General features: G+C 47.5%; 14 protein-coding genes. 4 read left to right on the top strand and 10 right to left on the bottom strand.

Annotated elements, in window-relative coordinates; genetic code table 11:
• Positions 1-6: 6 nt before the first annotated feature.
• The 7 genes from ACO0LB_RS00070 to ACO0LB_RS00040 all read right to left on the bottom strand — a co-directional run bounded on the left by ACO0LB_RS00070 (position 7) and on the right by ACO0LB_RS00040 (position 8,522).
• Entirely contained in the window at positions 7-699 is a 693-nt protein-coding gene (locus ACO0LB_RS00070; protein WP_423045267.1) for an amino acid ABC transporter permease, read from the bottom strand.
• 2 nt (positions 700-701) lie between these two features.
• Positions 702-1,454: an amino acid ABC transporter permease gene (locus ACO0LB_RS00065; protein WP_423045265.1), complete on the bottom strand. Its 753-nt coding sequence runs from the start codon at positions 1,452-1,454 to the stop codon at positions 702-704.
• 118 nt (positions 1,455-1,572) lie between these two features.
• Positions 1,573-2,532 (bottom strand): transporter substrate-binding domain-containing protein, encoded by a 960-nt coding sequence (locus ACO0LB_RS00060; protein ID WP_423045263.1) that lies wholly within the window; start codon positions 2,530-2,532, stop codon positions 1,573-1,575.
• 225 nt (positions 2,533-2,757) lie between these two features.
• Complete coding sequence (locus ACO0LB_RS00055; RefSeq protein ID WP_423045261.1) at positions 2,758-3,657, bottom strand: amino acid ABC transporter substrate-binding protein; 900 nt, start codon at positions 3,655-3,657, stop codon at positions 2,758-2,760.
• A gap of 255 nt (positions 3,658-3,912) precedes the next feature.
• Positions 3,913-5,199 (bottom strand): Glu/Leu/Phe/Val family dehydrogenase, encoded by a 1,287-nt coding sequence (locus tag ACO0LB_RS00050; RefSeq protein WP_423045259.1) that lies wholly within the window; start codon positions 5,197-5,199, stop codon positions 3,913-3,915.
• A gap of 458 nt (positions 5,200-5,657) precedes the next feature.
• Positions 5,658-6,623 carry a LysR family transcriptional regulator gene (locus tag ACO0LB_RS00045; RefSeq protein WP_423045257.1) on the bottom strand — a complete coding sequence of 322 codons (966 nt, stop codon included), beginning with the start codon at positions 6,621-6,623 and terminating at the stop codon, positions 5,658-5,660.
• Entirely contained in the window at positions 6,624-8,522 is a 1,899-nt protein-coding gene (locus tag ACO0LB_RS00040; RefSeq protein ID WP_423045255.1) for an ABCB family ABC transporter ATP-binding protein/permease, read from the bottom strand. It abuts the gene before it with no gap.
• A gap of 179 nt (positions 8,523-8,701) precedes the next feature.
• Between ACO0LB_RS00040 and ACO0LB_RS00035 the strand changes: the two genes are divergently transcribed.
• Together ACO0LB_RS00035 and ACO0LB_RS00030 are read left to right on the top strand one after the other, a co-directional pair.
• Positions 8,702-9,133, top strand: a complete 432-nt coding sequence (locus ACO0LB_RS00035; protein ID WP_423045253.1) for an acyl-CoA thioesterase — start codon at positions 8,702-8,704, stop codon at positions 9,131-9,133.
• 12 nt (positions 9,134-9,145) lie between these two features.
• Positions 9,146-10,732, top strand: coding sequence for an alkaline phosphatase D family protein (locus tag ACO0LB_RS00030; protein WP_423045251.1), 1,587 nt, complete (start codon positions 9,146-9,148; stop codon positions 10,730-10,732).
• A gap of 227 nt (positions 10,733-10,959) precedes the next feature.
• Here the strand turns inward: ACO0LB_RS00030 and ACO0LB_RS00025 are convergent, their stop codons facing one another.
• The 3 genes from ACO0LB_RS00025 to ACO0LB_RS00015 form a co-directional block, all read right to left on the bottom strand.
• Complete coding sequence (locus ACO0LB_RS00025; protein WP_423045249.1) at positions 10,960-12,639, bottom strand: long-chain-fatty-acid--CoA ligase; 1,680 nt, start codon at positions 12,637-12,639, stop codon at positions 10,960-10,962.
• 267 nt (positions 12,640-12,906) lie between these two features.
• A complete protein-coding gene (locus ACO0LB_RS00020; protein WP_423045247.1) occupies positions 12,907-14,994 on the bottom strand; it encodes a molybdopterin-containing oxidoreductase family protein in 2,088 nt (695 codons plus the stop codon).
• Between the two features lie 161 nt (positions 14,995-15,155).
• The gene (locus ACO0LB_RS00015) at positions 15,156-16,082 is read right to left on the bottom strand and encodes an NAD(P)-dependent oxidoreductase (protein WP_423045245.1); all 927 of its coding nucleotides are present in this window, start codon (positions 16,080-16,082) and stop codon (positions 15,156-15,158) included.
• A 123-nt stretch (positions 16,083-16,205) separates the two neighbouring features.
• Between ACO0LB_RS00015 and ACO0LB_RS00010 the strand changes: the two genes are divergently transcribed.
• Together ACO0LB_RS00010 and ACO0LB_RS00005 are read left to right on the top strand one after the other, a co-directional pair.
• A complete protein-coding gene (locus ACO0LB_RS00010) occupies positions 16,206-16,748 on the top strand; it encodes an acyloxyacyl hydrolase (protein WP_423045243.1) in 543 nt (180 codons plus the stop codon).
• Positions 16,749-16,771: 23 nt separating this feature from the next.
• On the top strand, positions 16,772-16,962 hold a 191-nt coding region (locus ACO0LB_RS00005; RefSeq protein WP_423045241.1), incomplete at its 3' end, for a hypothetical protein.

Below are 16,962 nucleotides of genomic sequence, written 5' to 3'. Positions count from 1 at the left end.
ATTGCGTTAGCGAATAATCGCTACTTTTTGCTGTAATTTTTTCACCAGGCTGGATAATCCAAAGCACAGGATGAAGTACACAACGGCGACAAAGGAATACATTTCTACCAGACGGCCATCACGTTGCGCGACTTTGGATGCTGCACCGACAAAATCGGTAATCGACAGGACATACACCAGCGAGACGTCCTGAAACAATACGATCGTTTGTGTCAGCAATACCGGAATCATGTTACGGAATGCCTGTGGCAACACAATATTGCCCATGGTTTGCCAGTAATTCATCCCGATTGCATAGCCGGCCCAGATCTGCCCGCGGGGAATGGACTGAATACCTGAACGCATAATCTCGCAGTAATACGCTGCCTCAAACATGACAAACGTAATCAGGCAGGAGGAAAAAGCACCGACCTGCACAGGTTCCTGAGAACCGATGATCCACGCCCCCAGATAAGGCACCAGAAAATAGAACCAGAAAATCACCAGCACCAGTGGCACTGAACGCATCAGGTTGACATACGTTGTGGCAATGACGGAAATGAATTTATTGCTGGACAAGCGCATCATCGCCAACATGGTACCGAGTATGGTACCGCCTACCATCGCCATGAACGTCAGCTTGAGGGTGAAGGTCATTCCTGTGGTGAACAGATACACCCACGAACGTTGAATGACATCAAAATCAAAATTAGCAAACATAATTATTGCCCTCCCGCTTTCGCAGAACCCGCAGTGATAAAGCCGGGAACAGCAGTGAATTTTTCCAGCAGATTCGATAACAAGATCGCAATCACAGACACCGCCAGATAAATTAAGGTTGCTGCGGTAAACGCTTCAAATACCTGAAACGAAAACTCTTGCATGGAACGCGCACTGGCGGTCAATTCCATCAGACCGATGGTCAGACCAACCGAGCTGTTTTTAATGATCGCGGCCACTTCATTGGTCAATGAAGGAATAATGATCCGGAATGCCATCGGCAATAACACATAGCGATACGTTTGCGGCAGTGTCAGTCCCAATGCTGTTCCTGCCATACGCTGACCACGCGGCAAAGCGTTGATACCGGTCGACACCTGCACCGCAACACGGGCAGAGGTAAAGAAACCCAGACTCAGCACCGCTGTGATAAATGGCGCATTCGGCAAGGCTTTGAGCCAGTTGCCGATTTCTGTCGGCATCATTTCTGGCATCACGAAATACCAGAGAAACATTTGCACCAATAAAGGAATGTTGCGGAACAACTCCACATAAGCATTCGCCAGTCGTGCCGCCCATTTATTAGGTGCCGTGCGCAATGTGCCGATCACCGCTCCCAGCACCAGCGCGATAATCCACGCAAGAATCGCTGTAGCCAATGTCCACAGTAATCCTGAAATAAGTGAATCGAAATAGGTACCGCCACCGTCCGGTGCCGCCTCCCAGAAAATATTCCAATTCCAGTTGTAATTCATGTTGTCTCCCCAAAACAAATACTCACTGCATCTATTTTGCTCATGCGTCAGCAAAATAAAACGGGGGGCGCTAACCCTCCCCCCGTCGCTTCCTGGCATATGTCAGGCCAGGTTTTGTTTATTTTTTCTTTTTCAGAACAGCTTTTTGTGCTTCTGGTACCGCTGCATAAGCAGATGGTTCACCGGAATCTGTCGGCTTGGCAATGACCGCTTTGAACTGTTCAGAAACAGGCCAGTTCAGAGCAATGCCTTTTGGTGGAATTGGCTGCATAAACCATTTGTGGTAAATACGGTTAATGTCGCCAGAAGTCAGCACATTGCTAATCGCTGTGTCGACTACTTTCTTGAAAGCAGGGTCATCCTTGCGCAGCATAATGCCGTATGGCTCAACCGACAATGCTTCCTTGCTGATTTCATATTCGCCAGGATTTTTGGAGTTGGCAGCCAATGATGCCATCAGAATGTCATCCATCACAAACGCTACCGCACGACCGGTTTCCACCATCAGGAAGGCTTCTGCATGGTCTTTTGCAGGCAAAATAGTCATACCAAGATTCTGGTCTGCATTCAGCGTCGTCAATTGCTTGAGGTTAGCCGTACCAGAAGTGGATACGACAGGTTTGCCTTTCAAATCAGCCAGCGTTTTGATGTTGGCTGATTTTTTTGCCAGAATACGATTCGCTGTCACGAACGTGGTCGGAGCAAAAGCAACTTGCTTCTGACGCTCAACGTTGTTTGTTGTAGAACCGCACTCCAGATCAATCGTACCATTCGCCATCAGCGGGATACGCGTGGCAGAAGTCACTGGATTCATCTTTACGTTCAGTGCAGACAGGCCCAATTGTTTTTGTACCGCAGTCACAATTTTCAGACACAGATCAATCGAATAACCCTGATAAGACTGCTTGTCATCGAGGTAAGAGAACGGAATAGAAGAATCACGTACACCCAGAGTAATTGTGCCGGTTTCCTTAATCTTTTTGAGGGTACCCGTTTCTTGCGCCTGAGCCACGCCACTCATTGCGCTACTCATTGCACCAATCGCCACGACGACGGCTAATAATTTCGACAATTTCATACTATCTCCAAAAAGTTAATTCAATTCATCGGTAAGCTGAGTTTATCAAAACACTCACGCACCCAATCGCTTTTTTACATCGGCCATATACGTAATACTACTTATCGCACTACTGAAAACCCGCTGCTATGCGGTTTTAATCATTCATGACTCAGATGACTCAGGCAGGAAAACCATGCACACACACTGTATCTCAATTACCAGTGCTACGTGACAGGTGAACTCTCAATCTGCAACCTTATCGCTGGGAAAACGGATATTGTCACGCAATAAAAATCCCATCGGCATATTCAGATTCGCCCCTTTGGGAGGTACGGGCTTGCGGAACCATTTGTCATACAACTTCGTCATCTCGCCATCATTCATCATACGCGCCATCTCTTTATCCACCAGCGTCTTGAACGCCGGATCATCTTTTCGCAACATGATGGCGTAAGGCTCGGTCGATAAAGGTTCACCTACCACAGAAAATTTACCTGGGTCTTTGGCATTCGCGATCAAGCCATAGAGGAGTACATCATCCATGGGAAACGCATCTGCCTGGAAGCTCTCGACCATGCCAAAAGAGGCATTGTGATCGCCACCTTCCAGCAATTTAAGACCAAGTCCCCTCACTTTATCGCGCTCAGACAAGAGTTTGACCGTAGTCGTACCGCGCGTGGTGACCACTTTTTTGTCCTTAAGATCAGTCCAGTTTTTGATGCCAGAGTCAGTGCGCACCGCCATACGGACGGTGGCAAAAAAATGGGGAATGGTAAATGCGACCTGCTTGCGGCGTTCCACATTATTGGTTGTTGAACCGCACTCCAGATCCGCTTTTCCCTCAACAATCGCAGGAATACGCGTACTGGAGTTGACCAGCAAATAGCTGATTTTCAGTTGCGGCAGTTTTAATTCTTTTTTGATGGCGTCCGCTATTTTCAGACAAATATCCATCGCGTACCCGACAGGCACCTGATTATCTGACAGATAGGAAAACGGCAAAGAAGCTTCACGATGCGCGATTGTCAGCGTTTGTGTTTCTTTGATATGGGACAAGGTGTCGGCAACAGCATCCGAAACGGCAGCATTCAACAGCCATGTGCCGGAAGCACACGCTATTATCATTCGTTTCCATTTATTCATGCCAGACTCCTTTTTACTGTGGACTGCATAGTAATCAGAAAAAGCGCATTCTTTGCATCGAAAATTCAGTTTTTCACAAAATAAAATTTGGATTTTTGGCGATATACCCGATGAACAAAATCAAAAAACATGCTTTCAGACCATTTTTCTCTCAGTAAGAAGCAGATACAACATTGCTGGCGCGGCTTTCTGCTTTAGAAAAACGAATATCCATCATCTGTTGTGCAGATGATGGATAAGCAGAATGCCAGCGGATTATGGATAAAGTCCGCGCACTTCCCGAGCTTGTAACACACGCGAACAACCGATAATAAACGCCGCAGTTCTGAGAGATACAGACTTATCTTCTGTCACCTGCCAGACCGCATGAAATGCTTCTTTCATGATTCTTGTCAGGCGCTGATTGATTTCGTCCTCGCTCCAGAAATAGCTGGAAAAATCCTGTACCCATTCAAAATACGATACCGTCACACCACCGGCATTCGCAATCACATCCGGCACCACCAGCACGCCCTTGTCACGCAAGATATCATCAGCTTCCGGGGTGGTTGGTCCATTCGCACCTTCCAGAATAATTTTCGCCTTGATCTGGTCAGCATTCGCGGCCGTAATCTGCTGTTCCAATGCCGCCGGAATCAGAATATCGCAATGTACTGCAAAAAATTCCTGATCAGGCAACACAGCTTCCGCGCCTTCAAAACCAGCGACACTGCCGTGAGCGGCAACATGCTCAAGCAACTTGTGTACGTTCAATCCATTTGAATGAAAAATCGTGCCACCGTGATCTTGCACGGCCACAATTTTTGCACCAGCTTCAGCAAACAAACGTGCCGCGATACCGCCAACGTTACCAAATCCTTGTACAGCAATTTTCGCGCCAGCAATGTCGAGTCCACGTTTGGATGCGGCTTCACAACCAACAACAAAAACACCACGCCCCGTTGCTTCACGACGACCAAGGCTACCACCGAGAGAAATTGGCTTACCAGTCACAACGCCGGTCGCTGTCCGACCTTCATTCATGGAATAGGTATCCATCATCCATGCCATTGTTTGTTCGTTGGTGTTCACATCTGGTGCAGGAATATCCTTATCAGGCCCGATAATGATGCCGATTTCGGAAGTGTAACGGCGCGTCATACGCATCAGTTCCCCGTGTGACAGTGTCTTCGGGTCAACCCGGATACCACCTTTGGCACCACCATAAGGTACATTCACGGCAGAATTTTTAATCGTCATCCAGGCCGACAATGCCATCACTTCCGACAATGTTACGTCTTGATGAAAACGCACACCGCCTTTACCAGGACCGCGTGAAGTATTGTGCTGTACACGATAGCCTTCGAAGTGTGCAATCGATCCGTCATCGCGCTCAATCGGCACATCCACGACCAAAATTCGCTTAGGACGTTTCAGCGTCTCTACCCAACGCGACAAGTGTCCGAGATACGGTGTAACACGATCAATCTGTTCGAGATAGACAGCCCAGGGACCAGTCTCATGCGGTGTAAGATAAGATGGTATTTGATGTTGGGTGGACATGGTATGACCTCCTTGAAAATGATTTGGATCAGCAAAATAAATTGCGCTTGTCGCTGCTGGGCAGCTACCAGATAAGGTGAGGCAGTGTAGTCCCGCGTTCACAAAATCAGCCAATGCTTTGTTTGCATCAATCTATGCGTGAAATGCATAGATTGAATATGGAAGGTATTGTATTTTTCAAGTTGATCAGCGCGACGTCGCGCACTGGGCATTCCTATTGAGCTGATAAAAAAAACAGCAAAACGGGAAAGCCGGTTTGCTGTTTTGATATATGAGAAAAACAAGATCAAGAAAAATTGTGCTTTTTGTTGTGCTTTTTGCTGACCTGTTTTGCTGGTGATTAATTTAATTACTGTCTGAATGAATGCGTTGATGAAAGTGTTAACTCAAGTTTTTTTGTCTGCGTTTTTATCCGCTTTTCTCTTTTCACATCTTATTTATATTTAAACTCGCGTTCCTTATTTACGTTTTTTTGCAGCAGATTCACGCTGCCGGAATTCATCTGCCTGCAATTGCTCCAGATAAGTCCACAAGCGGGAAACGATGAGTTTTCCGGGGCGTTGCAACGAAGGTTTTTCACGATACAGACGGATTTCCATACTGACCTCCCATTGCCCACTACCGTCATCAGCTCTGGCAAGTTGCTTTTGCTTGACCTCACGCGTCACCGCAGACTCCGGTAAGAAAGCGATGCCGTGCCCCTCGAGTGCCATCATTTTCAAGCCTTCGGCCATATCGGTTTCATAGCATTTATTGAGATGCAAAGCATGCCTGCTATCGTTCAGTATCAGATCCACCATCCGGCCCAGATAAGCATTATTCGTATAGGCAAAAAATGGTAATGGCGTATCCGGATTGCCTGGCAGCCGCAATTCCGGCTTGCCGTGGCGATCACAACGAGTGTAAGCGCGCAAGGTTTCGGCTCCCATACTGATCATGTCATACTGACTGCTGTCCAGCAGCAAAGGCTGACGCGGATGGTGGTAACACAACAGCAAATCGCATCCCCCTTCCACCAGCGTCATAACAGCATCATGCACATTCAGCGCCAATAACCGGCTATTGATATTACCGAATGCCTCATTGAGCTTATTTAACCAGCGCGGTACATAGGTCAGCGAGAGCGTATGCGGTACTGCAAAATCTACGGTTGTCTGTACCGTCGTCTGTTTGCCCCGTAATAAAGCGCGGGCATCATCGATCTGGCTCAACATCGCGATGGCTTGTTCGTAAAACACTTCTCCGGCATGCGTGAGCCGGGTCGGGTAAGAAGTACGATCGATCAGATCAACACCGATCCAGGCTTCCAGCGATTTGATACGACGCGAAAACGCTGGTTGAGTGACATGCCGCAATTCCGCAGAACGACTGAAACTGTTCGTTTCAGCCAACGAAACAAAGTCTTCCAGCCACTTGGTTTCCATTTATGCTCCTGCTAACTGTCGATCAGTTTCGTCGATCAAAAAGTCGCTGTCTCCAGCCTCATCCAACTCTTCTGATGTCTGTGTTTTCTTGCTTTGCTGGCGAGCCCACATTTGTGCATATGCACCTTGCAAGGCCAGCAATTGCGGATGTGTTCCACGCTCGACAATATGTCCTTTGTCCATCACCAGTATCTGTTGTGCGTCAATAATGGTCGATAAACGATGTGCAATGACCAGACTGGTGCGATGACGCGCAATCTCTTTCAGTTGCGCCTGTATCATCTGTTCGGAACGTGAATCAAGTGCGGATGTCGCTTCATCGAAAATGAGTATGGACGGATTTTTTAACAACGTACGGGCAATCGCCACTCGCTGCTTTTCGCCGCCGGATAATTTCAGCCCGCGCTCACCGACCATCGTGGCATAACCTTCAGGGAGTGATTCGATAAATTCATGGATATACGCGGCCTTGGCAACGGCGACGATTTCTTCTTTCGTCGAGCCTGGTTTGCCGTAAGCAATGTTGTATTCGATGGTGTCGTTAAACAGTACGGTATCCTGCGGCACGATGCCAATCGCGGAGCGTACCGAAGATTGCGTCACCATGCGTAAATCCTGACCATCAATCGTGATCGCTCCAGACTGAATATCATAAAAGCGGAACAGCAAGCGCGACAAAGTAGATTTACCAGAGCCACTATGCCCGACCACGGCGGTGGTGGTTCCAGCAGCAATCGTGAAATTCACATCAAATAAAATCTGGCGATTAGGTTCGTAGCTGAAGTCGACGTGTTGAAAACATATCTCTCCACCTTCAGCGTGATTAATGGTCAATGCACGAGCGCCTTCTGCATCAGCAATCTCGCGGTTCTGATCGAGCAAGGAAAACAGTCGCTCCATATCCGCCAGACTTTGCTTGATCTCACGATACAGAACACCCAGAAAATGCAGCGGGATATACAGCTGTATCATAAAAGCATTCACCAATACCAGGTCGCCCAGGCTCATTTTCCCGTCAATAACACCTTGTGTTGCCCGCCATAAAATCAGGCTGACCGCAGTAGCAATAATCATCGATTGCCCTGTATTTAACAGTGACAGGCTGCTCTGCGACTTCACGGCTGCCGACTCATAATGCTGCAGCCCCTCATCATAACGACGCGCTTCATAATCCTCATTGCCGAAATATTTCACAGTCTCATAATTGATCAGTGAATCAATCGCCTTGGTATTGGCTTTGGAATCAAGCTCATTCATGGTTCTGCGAAAACTGGTACGCCATTCCGTGACACTGATCGTAAACACGATATATGTCGTCAGCGCGGTGACGGTAATCAGACTGAACCAGATATCGTAATGGGTACTCAGATAAATCAGTACCAGCGAAATTTCAAGCAAGGTGGGAACAATGCTGAATAAGGCATACGACACCAGTGAAGACACGGCCCGCGTACCACGCTCAATGTCGCGCGTCATACCGCCAGTCTGACGGTTCAGATGAAAACGCAAAGACAGTGCATGCAGATGCCGGAATACTTGCAAAGCGATCGTACGGACTGCCCGTTGCGTCACTTTAGCGAATACAAATTCCCTCAACTCAGTGAACATCGTCGTTGATAAACGCAAGGCACCATATGCAACCAGGATGCCGACAGGCAGTACCATCACTGAAGCTGGATGAGCGGGATTAAAAGTCAGTTTATCAACCAGGCTCTTCAACACCAGTGGCACACCGACATTGGCGAGTTTGGCTCCGACCAAAAAAGACAGCGCCAGTAAAACACGCCATTTATAAGCCCACAAATAAGGTAATAAAGTCTTAACGGTGGACCAATCTCCCCGTTTTCCATCAGGAGAAATAGAAGGAGTATTTCTACCGGTATTTTCTCTGCGACGCATTGAATTGTTCTTTTATTGATAAAGGGATAAGAGCTATAAAACAGCAACGGCGCCAGAATCCATCTCGACATCATCCGCGCGTGGTGTTGATGTACAGCGCAGTCAGCACAGGATCTGCGACGCTTAGGCCCGCTCTGGTTTATCATCTCGGTGATTGTAACGTCTTAAGGAAATTCGTGATGCCTGATAACACCCAAAACCACCTGCAAACAACACTGCCAGCACGCGTACCGACGCTCAGAGTAATGCCAATGCCATCGGACGCCAATATTCACGGTGATGTATTTGGCGGCTGGATCATGTCCCAGGTGGATATCGCGGGCTCTATCCCAGCGGCGCGGCGTGCTAACGGGCGGGTTGCTACGATTGCCGTCAATTCTTTCCTGTTCAAACAACCCGTGTTTGTCGGTGATCTGCTATCGTTTTATGCCGAGGTCACCCGGGTAGGTAATACCTCACTCACTGTGTCAGTAGAAGTCTATGCTGAACGCAATCAGTTGCAGGCCAACACCGTCAAAGTCACTGAAGCCACTCTGACCTTCGTTGCCACAGGCAATGACCGTAAGCCTCGCCAGATTCCACCTCTGGATACCATCGCCACTCAACTCTGATTGGAGAGTTATTTGTCCCGACGTCTTTTTTTGCAGCAAGCAGCGCGCCTGGGCGGACTCGCCGCATTCGCGCAAGCTTTTCCCGGCTATGCGGTGGCACAAACGAGCGTTTATCCATTTTCTCTGGGAGTCGCCTCAGGCTCACCACGACATGACAGCGTCGTGCTCTGGACACGTTTATTACCTGATCCCCTGAATGCATTACTGCTACCACCAGTGACTTATAAGCTGCGCTGGGAAATTGCTGAAGACCCGGGCTTCAGGCAGGTCAGTGCCAAGGGAGAATGCTTTGCGTTGCCTGAGTTAGCACATAGTGTCCATGTTGATGTTACTGGGCTTTTACCTGACCGGTGGTACTGGTATCGATTTATGCTTGGAGATGCGATCAGCCCGGCAGCGCGCACACGCACTACACCAGCACCAGAAAGCCAGCCTTCCAGTCTGAAACTAGCGGTAGCCTCATGCCAGCACTGGGAATTTGGCGAGTATGCCGCACATCGTCATATTGCAGCTGCCAGCCCTGATCTGGTGGCATTTCTGGGTGACTATATTTACGAGTGGGGGCCCTATGATTTGAAACATCCGAGCCATGCCAGAAAACGTGAAATAGAGAGTTTTACCCTCAGCGATTATCGGAATCGTTATGCCCAGTACAAATCCGATCCCTTGCTGCAATCCGCGCATCATGTGGCTCCATGGATAGTCACCTGGGACGATCACGAAGTCTGCAACGATTACGGTGGTGATCGTGATGAACGGCTTGATCCCAATTTTTTAACTCGTCGTGCGGCAGCGTATCAGGCTTTTTATGAGCATATGCCAGTGCGCTTGCATTCAGCAGTCAATGATATCGACCGTTTTTCGCGCATGCGTGTTTATGACCGCTGCGACTGGGGGCGTCTGACCCGCTTTCACATACTCGATGATCGTCAGTACCGTTCGCGCCACGCCTGCCCCCTGCCAGGCCGTGGTGGCTCTAATAATGTCACTAATGCAGAATGCAGTGAACGTCTTGATCCAACGCGTACCATGCTTGGTACAGAGCAGGAAAAATGGTTAGCTAATGGTTTCGCCAGTTCAACCGCCAAATGGAATATCCTGGCGCAACAAACTTTGATGGCTCAGTCGAGTCAGACTGCCATTATGCAAGAAGGTGATGGAAAATTCTGGACTGACGGGTGGGATGGTTATCCGTTGGCGAGGCAACGGCTATTTGATGATATTCAAAAATATAAACCTGCGAATCCGGTAGTGATTTCTGGGGATGTGCATACATTTTATGCAGCTAATCTGAAACGTAATTTTTACAGCAAAGCCTCTGCCACTAATCCTATTCTGGCAACAGAATTTTGTGGCACGTCTGTCACGTCAAGTTCAAGACCTCAAGAAAAAACGGATCAGTATGTCGCACAAAATCCACATATCAAATTTGGTCGCAGCGACAAGCGCGGCTTCATGTTACTGGAATTTTCACAGACAAAAATCATGACGCATTTCATTGCACTCAATGATGTAAGCAAAGCAGATTCTGGCATTAGCAAGCTTGCGAGCTTTGTTGTAGAAGATGGTAAAACCGGAGTCATTAACACTTCATCATAAAGTGGATGATAAAAAAATCAGAGAATGATTTTTCTCCAAATTGATTGGCAGATAGTCACTGGTGTCTTAGGAAGATAAATGTCTCAAGGCTGATGCAAAATTACCCCGGCAGCTGGATAACTCCTTGTTTTGCGAAGATTTGCGCAAGTTCTATGTATAAAAAAGGGAAGGTAAAATACCTTCCCTTTTTTGATCAACAAATGAGCGACATTATCGTTGCCGGTATATCAAGCTGCTTTCTTTTCATCACGCAATTCGCGGCGTAAAATTTTACCGACATTGGTCTTCGGCAACTCCATACGGAATTCAATGTATTTTGGCTTTTTGTACGCTGTAAATTGCTCTTTGCAATAGTCCATTAACTGATCAACGGTCAGTGATGGATCTTTGCGCACCACAAATAATTTCACAGCCTCACCTGAGTTCGCATCAGGTACGCCGATACAAGCACATTCCAGCACGCCCGGATGCATCGCAACCACACCTTCGATTTCGTTTGGATACACATTGAAGCCAGACACAAGAATCATGTCTTTTTTACGATCAACGATCGTTGTATAACCTCGGAAATCCATAATACCGACGTCACCTGTTTTGAAAAAACCTTCTGGTGTCATCGATTTCGCTGTTTCTTCTGCACGGTTCCAGTAACCAGCCATCACCTGTGGGCCACGAATCGCAATTTCGCCGGCCTGACCAAGCGGCAAAGAATTACCTTCATCGTCCAGAATCATAATTTCTGTCGATGGCAAAGGTAAGCCAATAGTGCCGGAAAATTCTTTGGAGTGCGTTGGGTTACCTGTTGCAACCGGAGATGTTTCAGACAGACCATATCCTTCGGAAATCGCACAGCCAGTGACTTTCAACCATTTATCCGCCACTGCTTTTTGTACTGCCATACCGCCGCCGCTGCAAATTTCATAACCAGAAAAATCCAGCTTGGCAAAGTCAGGATGATTCAGTAGTCCGTTATACAGAGTATTCACTGCGGGGAAAATATTGACCTTGTACTTTGACATTTCCTTGATGAAGCCCCCCATATCACGTGGGTTCGGGATCAGTAAATTCATCGCACCGATACGATTACCCAGCAAGCTGCAAACAGTCAGGGCAAAGATATGATACAGAGGCAAGGCACAGACAATGATCTTTGGATCGAGCGTATCGCGCGATTTTCCTTCCAGCAGCCATGCTTCATTTTGCAGTACATTCGCCAAGACATTTTTGTGCAATAAAGTCGCACCTTTAGAGACGCCTGTCGTGCCGCCGGTGTATTGCAAAAATGCGACATCCTGATGATCCAGCGTAGCCGGCATGAACGACAGATTATTGGCCTCTGCTAATACCTGCTTAAAACGTGTGGCGTTCGGCAATGAAAAGGCTGGAACCATTTTCTTGACGTTGCGCACCATGAAGTTAACGATGGCACCTTTGACTCCACCAAGCAAATCACCCATGCTGGCGACCACGATATGTTTGATTTTTGTTTTTGCTACGACGGCTTCTAATGTTGTCGCAAAATTTTCCAGAATAAAAATCGCCTCCGCACCAGAGTCAGTCAACTGATGTTCCAACTCGCGCGGTGTATATAAAGGATTGACATTCACTACAGCATAACCTGCGCGTAATACTGCGGCCATCACGACAGGATATTGCAAGACATTTGGCATCATCAAGGCAACGCGCGCACCTTTTTTCAAACCCTTGTTCTGTAACCATGCACCGATTTTTCGCGACAGAATATCCACTTCAGAATACGTCAACACTGCGCCCATACAGGCATACGCGTCACGTGCAGCATACTTTTTGAACGACTCTTCCAGCAAATGAACCAACGATGTGTATTGCGTAAAATCGATTTCTGATGGTACGCCTTTCGGGTACGATTTCAGCCAAAATTTGTCCATATTTTCCTCGTCTCGGTTTGTTATTCTGTGTGTAATTCTGTTTATTATGCTTTGTCTGGTATTGCTCTATTTGCGATATCAGAAATAAATCCGACCACTCTTTCGCCACGCAAACATACACTTTCGCGCAAAGATGCTATCGACTAAATAGCGAGATAGCAAGTCTTTTAGGCTCAAGCTGAGGGCTCCCTCTAAGTATTTACCACAATACGAAGCATGTCGAAAAAGAAACAAAACTGCATCAATTTTGATAAAAATTGACCATATTCATGCCGCACCAAGTTTTTCCACCTCCACCAGCAGATCATAAAAAGTCGGACCACCACCCATATCAGTCAACCGCTGGCTAGTCACCTCATTAACATTTTTATGGTCACCTGCGAGTTTTTTCCACCATATAGACAAGCCCACTACCAGCCCCGGACGGGCTTTATCCGTAACTCTGGCACGTGCAGAAAAACTGCCCCTGTCGTTGTATATGCGCAGCATGTCACCCTGAACGATTTTCCGCTGCGCTGCATCTTGCGGATGAATATCCAGATGTGGTTCCCCTTCAGTAGCACGCAGACTTTGCACGTTAACAAAAGTGGAGTTTAAAAAATTCCTTGCTGGTGGTGAGATCATCGCCAATGGGTAACGACTTGCCAGCGCTGGATTATCTGCGACAGATTCGTACGGTGGAATGTACGTTGGCAAAGGATCGAGACCCGCTTTGTCCATAGCCTCGCTGTAGAATTCGCAACGTCCTGAGGGTGTAGGAAAGCCACCTTGCGCAAAGGGAGCCGATGGCACATTCAGTTTTGACCAGCCTGTTTTTTTCAGAGTATCCCAATCGAAATGGGCCGATCGTGCATCCGTCTTGTGAAATGCCTGTGCTGCCATTTCATCATCGGACTCTGCGAAACATAACTCGTCGTATCCCATTCTTTGTGCCAACAAACGGAAAATTTCTGTGTTTGACTTTGCCTCCCCTAATGGAGCAATTGCCGGATTGTTCGCCATCATATACAGATGACCGTAAGTGCTATGAATGTCCGTATGCTCAAGCTGTGTTGTTGCAGGCAACAAGATATCTGCATAATCCGCTGTATCGGTCTGAAAATGCTCCAATACCACCGTAAATAAATCCTCACGCGCGAAGCCCTGTGCGACCTTGCCTGATTCGGGTGCAATTGCTACTGGATTAGAGTTGTAAACAATCAGCGCTTCAATTGCGGGGCCGAAATCTGATGATGCTTTACGCAGTAAATCATCACCGATTGTGCTCATGTTGATTGTTCGTTGCGGCAAATCTGCAGGAAATAAATCTGGTCTCTGCAAAGCAGAAAAGTTTTTAGGGAAAGAGTCTGACAATGATAATTGCACGCCACCTGCCGGATGCCTCCACGCGCCCACGAGTGCAGGCAAACAACTGATGTTTCTGACACTCATCCCTCCACCATGTACGCGTTGTACGCCATAGTTCATACGGATCAGACTTGCCTCACCCCGCTTGGCTCCCTGTCCATACTCACGTGCTAAGCCAATCACTTCGTCGGCGGTAATGCCGCAAATTCTGGCAACCCGTTCTGGCGTCCATTCAGCAACACGTTGCACCAAGGCGTCAAAGCCGAGAGTAAATTGCTGTATGTAATCGTGATCCAGCAGATTTTCGGCAATCAGAATATGCATCAAGCCCAACGCCAATGCAGCATCTGTTCCTGGTAATACAGCAATATGCTGATGACATTTCTCTGCGGTGAGGGAACGATAAGGATCGATGGCAATGATTCGGGCGCCATTCCGCTTCGCCTCCTGCACGCGCATCCAGAAATGCAGATTGGATGCAATAGGATTACCGCCCCAGATAATGATTAATTTTGCATTCTGGGTTTGTTCAGTATCTGTCCCTATACGAGCACCAACGGTGTATTTATACCCCTGACCACCAGCAGTTGCACAGATCGTGCGATCCAGAAAAGAGGCACCAATACGGTGAAAAAAACGCTGCGACATGCCATCACCTTGCAATAAACCCATCGTTCCAGCATAGCTGTACGGCAAAATAGCCAGTGGATCTCGTGCTGCAACGGATTGAAGTTTGGCGGCAATCGTTTCCAGTGCCTCATCCCACGAAATACGCGTGAATTTTCCTTCGCCCTTTTTACCAATACGCTTTTGAGGATAAAGAAGACGGTCAGGGTGGTAAGTTCTTTCTGTATAGCGCGACACTTTTGTACACAACACACCAGCAGTAGTCGGATGATCGGGATCACCGCGTACCGCTGTTGCCACACCATGTTCTACCGTCACCTGCAATGCACAGGTGTCAGGGCAATCGTGTGGGCAAACGGCACGTATGATAGAACTAGTCATTACAATTCCTTTCTGTTTATTCAGTTTTTTTACTGAATTTTTACGTAGATGCGTTCATGCGGATAACACAAAGACACCTATAAAACACACTTATACCGACTCATTCAGTACATCAGGTGCATACAAGAATTACGAGAAATGGTGAAAATGCTTTGATGCCGTCAACCTGGTAGTTGATCGGCCTTATCACCAAGCCGCTTACCTGGGTTTTTGCTTTCCAGCTCCAGCAAAGCAGCGGAATGATCTGCCGCAGGATAAACTGGCAACAGCGCACGATAGGCATTCGTCACGACTTGGGTGACAGGTAATGTAAGACCTGCATCCCGCGCGGCAATCTGAATATTTTCCATGTCTTTTGCCTGGCTTTTCACCTGACCACCAGGCATAAAAGATCGGTCCAGCATCCGCTGTCCGTGCACTTCCAGAATGCGACTTTCGGCAAATCCTCCACGTAAAGCCTGCCTGACGGCAACAGGATCGGCACCACCTGCCTGTGCAAGCAACAAGGCTTCTGCAACGATATTAATCGTGCCGCCGACAATCAGTTGATTGCACAATTTAGCTAATTGCCCCGTTCCTGGTTCCCCAACCCGAAGAGGATTTCCCATTACTTTCAATACCGACTCTGCCTGAGTGTAAGCAGCAACTTCAGCACCAGCCATAATTGCGAGAGTTCCAGCCTCTGCACCAATCACACCACCCGATACAGGTGCATCTATAAAATGCACACCCAATGGGCTTAGCCATTGAAAAAATCTTCGCGCCTCTCCTTGCTGAGTGGAACTCATATCAATCAAAATGCTGCCTTTTTTCAGTGCTGGCAAAATTGCCTGTATCGTCTGTTCTACCGCTGCACCGGCCTCCAGCATGGTGATGATAATATCGGCTTGCTGGTTATTAAAAGAAACGGCATCAATCGCTGTTTTCGCGACATCAGCACCAAATGCAACTAAGGATTGCGCCTTTTCTGTAGTGCGATTCCACACAGATACAGAATAGCCGGCGGCTAACAAGCGCTTTGCCATGCCTCGCCCCATAAGGCCGATACCCAGAAAGGCAATTCTTGGAAAGATATTTACTTGATTCATCTTCTCAACTTATTCATGATTAATTAAACATAGGTAAGATTGTAATGTCATATCAGATTCCTGCTTACGAGGCATCCGACTTGTTACAATTGTCAACTAGATTAACGTTTCTGAAAGTACAACATGTTCCGAAAAATAGGTAGCAGCATCATATTTGCAGCAGCATCCATTCTTGTTCAAACTCCGGCATTTGCAATAGATTCAACGTCCTTAGAATTCGCCACTGGCAATAAAACTAAAATGGTGCGAGGAGGCTTGCAATGGAATTGGGATAAGCAATGGTATTCATCAAATGGAACACACATTGGTGGATACTGGGATGCCACCTTAGCTCAATGGCAAGGAAACAGCTATCAAGGTGGAAATGGTTCAAAACAAAATCTGACGGACCTAGGTATTACCCCGGTGTTCAGATTACAGAACGACAACAAAAGGGGATTTTATTCAGAAGCAGGTATCGGTCTTCATATGCTATCTGAAATCTATAACAACAATGGCCGTCAATTTTCGACGAACTTTCAGTTTGGAGACCACATTGGTGTTGGCTATGTCCTGAACAACGGCTGGGATCTGAGCTTCAAGATACAACATTATTCCAATGGCGGCATCAAACACCCGAATCCTGGGGTCAATTTTGCCGTCATTAAAGCGGGCATGGCCTTCTAAAAGGAGACCGGGAGCAGAATCCATTGCAGGGCGCTGGAATTATTTTTCTGGCGCTGCATGGCCGTGAGGAGAGCGAAGAGGAGTCTGTAAAAGCAAAACCCCCCGTTACGCTGGTAACGGGGGGTTCGCAGAATACAAGCCTGACGATAACCTACTTTCACACTGGTTGCAGCACTATCATTGGCGCAGAGTCGTTTCACGGTCCTGTTCGGGA

This window comes from Undibacterium sp. SXout7W, from assembly GCF_049339385.1.
Classification (GTDB): Bacteria; Pseudomonadota; Gammaproteobacteria; order Burkholderiales; family Burkholderiaceae_D; genus Undibacterium.
This window is presented reverse-complemented; position numbering and strand designations above follow the sequence as displayed.